Genomic DNA, 5,189 nt, shown 5'->3' on the forward strand with positions numbered 1-5,189 from the left:
TTTTGGTTTAGTAACCTTACCTGTAACTGGATCAGATGATTCAAGGTGTCCATTCTCATCAACTTTACCTACAGGATAATCACCCTTCGGTACGATCTTATAGGTCTTACCATCTTCTGCCTTGATGAAGTTAGGTTTTTCACCTTCCTCAGTAGTGTCATATGGTGTGTCATATGGTGAGTTTGGAGTGTCTTGACGAGGTTTTTGAATCTCTTTACCATTTACATCTACATAAGTAATAACTACTTCACCCTCTTTAAGTTTGTACACGTAAGTTACATTCTTATTACCTTCAATAACCTTACCAGTTGTTGGATCTGTTGACTTCAAGTGACCTTGATCATCTACTTCACCTACTGTGTAGTTACCAGCTGGTACTAACTCGTAAGTCTTACCTTCGAATGTAATCTCGTTCGGACGATTGTCTACAACTGTATCGTAGGCCTTATTAACTGGTTGATCTTTTTCATCGGTTACATCTGGCTTAATAGTCTTACCTTCTGTATCTTGATAATGCACGTAAACATTACCTGTAGCATCTGTTTTACGGTAGTAGTGAGTTACATCGGTAGAAATTTGTTTAATAGAAGGAAGTGAGTAGTTGTTGAAGAATGATGGATAGCCTGAAGCTTTATCTCCTGGTGTATTCCCACCAATGATGTTGGAAGTATTGTTTCGAACTGGATCGACATCTGCTGAAAATTGTGGTGAGGCTGTAAAGGCATCCCCAGTAGCCTTATTGTACCAACCACTCAAGCGCACATTCCCATTTCCACTATCAGTATATGTTTGTACACGAAGATGGTATTGCCCATCCTTACTGTCAACATATCCCAGATCATTTAAGGCATCTTTTGTTCCAGCAGGTGTTGGCTTACCTCCTGGTTTAACAGGATCTGAGGTATACAACAATGTATAGTTATCTAAATTAAGATTATTTACATCAGTTGCCGGGCTATATGATGACACCTTCGAAGGATCTAAAGCATACAATTTAACAACAGATGTACCATCTTTATCTACTTGTTCTACAATACGTTTCACATAGTAGTGAGCGCGCCCACCCTGAAGTTCTAGGTACTTAGCTCCAACACCACCGAGTGATCCAGTCATGTCTTTTTCTGATTGAGTACGGGTAAACTCGTAACCTTCAAATGTTCGCGGATTAGAGGCATGATAAGTTTGACTCTCAATACCCGTTTGAGCGTATGAAGCCAATTCCTCATCTGTACCCTCGACTTTATAGTGAGTTGTATGCGTTACTTTTTCAGTTGGAACGACTGTTTGAACATTTGGCTTTGTGTCCCCAACATTTCCTGGTTTTGTTGTGTCACGAATTTGAAGAATATGGTGCTTATATTTGTCATCAGAAGTTGGACCAGCATCACGGTTATTAGTCCATGTTCCTAGAATTTGCGAAACTTCTCCAGTAGTATAGTCAAATTGAGGTGCATAAGTAGGATTTTCTTGCACCAAAGTCTTAAATTGGTAAGTTGACTTGGCAGTCATATCCAAAGTTTCTACTTCTTTACCCGTAGCTTTTTCTACCAAACGGGCATGAACAACTGGAGTAGTTGTAGTTCCTACAGTTGAACGATCAACTGAGAATGTTACATAGTAACCACCATTGTTATAGGTAACACCACCTTGATTTGCAGGACCTGCCCAGTTTTGAAGATCCCAGATTGAATAGGTATAGCGTTCTTCATTGGGATCCAATTTGTAGTTTGGATTGTCCAAGGCTGGATCTTCAATTGAAGCACCATTTGGTTGATCCATTTTTTCTACAACAGATGGCGCAGTAAGAGTAGTTGACGTTGAAATAGCATCCAACTGTGCAGAGACTGCTGGTGATCCGTTAACAGTAGTATTTCCTTCAAAACCTGCCACTGTTAAGACTGCCATCAGCTCATCCACTGACTTGCTCAAACGTGCACGTTGATCTGCATAAGCTTGAGCAGTTGCATTGGCCAAACTAGTGCTTGCAGACAATTCTGATTGAAGGTTAGCAACAGCCGCATGGATCGCTGCTTTTTGATCTGCATCTTGATGGTTTGATGCGTATTTTTCAGCGATGTTAATCAACAAAGCTGCTTCAGAAGAATTTTGTTCCAAGATTGCTTTGTCTTCAGACACAGGAGCATCTGCAACTAGTTCAGATGAAACTACTGTATCTTCTTTTGTTTCAGTAGCAGATTCATTTAGAGTTGCTGATTGGTCCGTAGAACCTTGCTCACTCAATGATTCTGACTCTGTTGTAACTGCAGGTGCACTAACCAAAGCTGATGCAGTTGTTGCATCTTTTCCTAGTTCATCTGCATGACCAGTATGTACAAGCGATGTCGCACTAAGAACAGCTGCGGCCACGACAATCCCTTTTAAGAATCCTCGACTTGTCAGTCCCTTTTCTGACACCGCATCTTCATGCACTTCGGCTACAATAGTCTCTTCGACTTGACCACGAATCACTTTTAGAAGCCCAAAGTTCGAAGTAGATGCACGCAACCAATTCTTACCCGACTTAATTAATTTGAACCGAGTCACTCGATCGGTTTCACGGAATTCACCGTTTGAACGTTTAAAAAACATTGCAGTCTCCTTTTTTTTATTATTATCCACCCCCATTATACATGATTAGTAGACAAAAGCAAGCAATTTGACCTTAAACCACTTAAATACTATAAAACGGAGAAGTTCAGCACAAAAGCTATAAAATACTAACTTTTTAAAGTCATGAAAAATTGTAAAAGTGGACACTTGTGTACAAGGATAATCACTCTTTTAAACACTTGTCCCATACTGTACCAAGCATAAACCTGAACTGCAAAAATCGAACTGGATAGTATAGTAGAAAACGCAATCCAAGCCTTCTAGAATCTATTATAAAAGCTTAAACATGCATAACTATCAGCCTGTGAATAGTTTGTTCACTCTTGAGAGGTAGCTACTTGAGTCTAGGCCGTCTAAAGATTTACATCCTTGTAAAACTTGGCTACATCCCTAAGAAGCAAATACCTAGCACTCTCAACCTTGACTAAATTCTAGCTCACCACAATTGACGAAGAGACAAAAAAGCGAACAAGACGGAATTCTGACTCTCAGAAAACTCATTTTGTTCGCTTTTTATAATTGAGATTAGTTATTATTTTCAATCTCTAAAGTTTGGACAGTTATTACAGCAGTTTGTTTAAATAATGCTAATATTCTGCAATAATTTCCACAAAATCTATACTTCCTCAACAGTATTTCTTGAGTTAGACAGATTCTATTCGTCTTCTTTTTTCTTTCCCATTGCAGCTAGACCAAGAAGTGCTCCTACAGCGCCCAAGCTTGCGAGAGTAGCCGTTTCTTTAGCGCCTGTTTCAGGGAGACTATGTTGACGATTTGCAGGTGCTTGATAAGTCTTATCTTGTGATATAGCTTGAACCACATGTGACTGCTCATCCTTGTGTGTAGTGACTTCATGGTTAGCTGCTTCCAAACCATTTACACCTCCAGCAAATCCAGGTACTTGATGAATAGGTGCTTGTCCACCAGGAACTCCTCCTTCAAAGTTTGGAACTCTGTGGACAGCTGCTTCAGAGCCATTCACACTACCAGTAAACTCTGGTACTTCATGGATAGCTGCTTCCAAACCATTTACACCACCAGTAAACTCTGGTACTTCATGGATAGCTGCTTCCAAACCATTTACGCCACCTGTGAACTCTGGTACTTCATGGATAGCTGCCTCTGTTTTACCTGATTCTTCTTTCTTAGTTCCGACTAGCACAATCTCATCTTGCGCCACTTCAACAACTTCACGCAGTTTTTCAATACGGCTTCCATCTGGTGCTACTTCTGTTAAGATACGTTCCTTGCCTGCGCGACCTACCTGAGTTACACGAGTTTCACCTTCTGGCAGAGTTGGATCTTCTTGTTTAACTGTCTTGAAGTTGATGGCTTCTTCTACCACTTCAAGACTTGGTTGAGTAAAGCTCAATTCTTTAACGCCTTCAGCTGGCTCAGATGTCCCTTCATAAGTACCAACTTCGATGACACGATCTTGTGCGTCTTCACGTTCAACCTTAACTGTCTTACGTGTATCTCCATCTACTTCTACATAAGTCGTTATTTGACCTGCTTTACCATCTGAAACAACTTGTTCCTTACCTTTAGCTAGGAAGGCATTCTCACGACGAACAGTATTAAAGGCGATTGGTTCTGTCGTTACTTCAAAACTTGGTTGCGTTTGAACTAAGACCTTATCTCCTTCAGTTGGAACTGTTGAATGTTTCACTTCCTCTTTCGGAGCAGCTTGAAGTTGGTTGATTGAAGTTAGAGCTGCTTGCAAGGCTTTATCTACTGCATCTTGTGTCTTGGCTGATTCAATAGCAGTAAGAGCTTGCTCTGATAACTCAACTAGTTTCTTCTTAGCTTCCTTATCATCACCTAGTTCCTTGCTCTTGTTTTGAATAGCCTCTGCCAAACTTGCCATAGCCTTGTCGTAGTCAATCTTAGGCTCTTCTGGTTGGGCTGGCTGCTCTGGTTTCGGATCCTCTTTCGGAGTCGCTTGAAGTTGGTTGATAGAAGTTAGAGCTTCTTGCAAGGCTTTGTCTACTGCATCCTGTGTCTTGGCTGCTTCAATCGCTGCGATGGCGTGTTCTGATAACTCAACTAGTCTCTTCTTAGCTTCTTTATCGCTACCTAGTTCCTTGCTCTTGTTTTGAATGGCCTCTGCCAAACTTGCCATAGCCTTATCGTAGTCAATCTTAGACTCTTCTGGTTGAGCTGGCTCCTCTGGTTTTGGTTCCTCTTTTGGAGTCGCTTGAAGTTGGTTGATTGAAGTTAGAGCTGCTTGCAAGGCTTTATCTACTGCATCTTGTGTCTTGGCTGATTCAATAGCAGTAAGAGCTTGCTCTGATAACTCAACTAGTTTCTTCTTAGCTTCCTTATCATCACCTAGTTCCTTGCTCTTGTTTTGAATGGCCTCTGCCAAACTTGCCATAGCCTTATCGTAGTCAATCTTAGACTCTTCTGGTTGAGCTGGCTCCTCTGGTTTTGGTTCCTCTTTTGGAGTCGCTTGAAGTTGGTTGATTGAAGTTAGAGCTGCTTGCAAGGCTTTATCTACTGCATCTTGTGTCTTGGCTGCTTCGATCGCTGCGAGAGCTTGCTCTGACAACTCAACTAGTTTCTTCTTAGCTTCCTTA

2 protein-coding genes are annotated in these 5,189 nt (G+C 41.1%); both read right to left on the reverse strand.

Annotated elements, in window-relative coordinates; translation table 11 throughout:
* On the reverse strand, nucleotides 1–2,589 hold a 2,589-nt coding region (locus HMPREF2619_RS08595; RefSeq protein WP_186821504.1), incomplete at its 3' end, for an accessory Sec-dependent serine-rich glycoprotein adhesin.
* Between the two features lie 676 nt (nucleotides 2,590–3,265).
* Nucleotides 3,266–5,189, reverse strand: a 1,924-nt coding sequence (locus tag HMPREF2619_RS11690; protein ID WP_315940623.1) for an SIALI-17 repeat-containing surface protein, incomplete at its 5' end; no start/stop codon positions are given.

It is taken from the genome of Streptococcus sp. HMSC074B11 (assembly GCF_001808705.1).
Taxonomy (GTDB): domain Bacteria; phylum Bacillota; class Bacilli; order Lactobacillales; family Streptococcaceae; genus Streptococcus.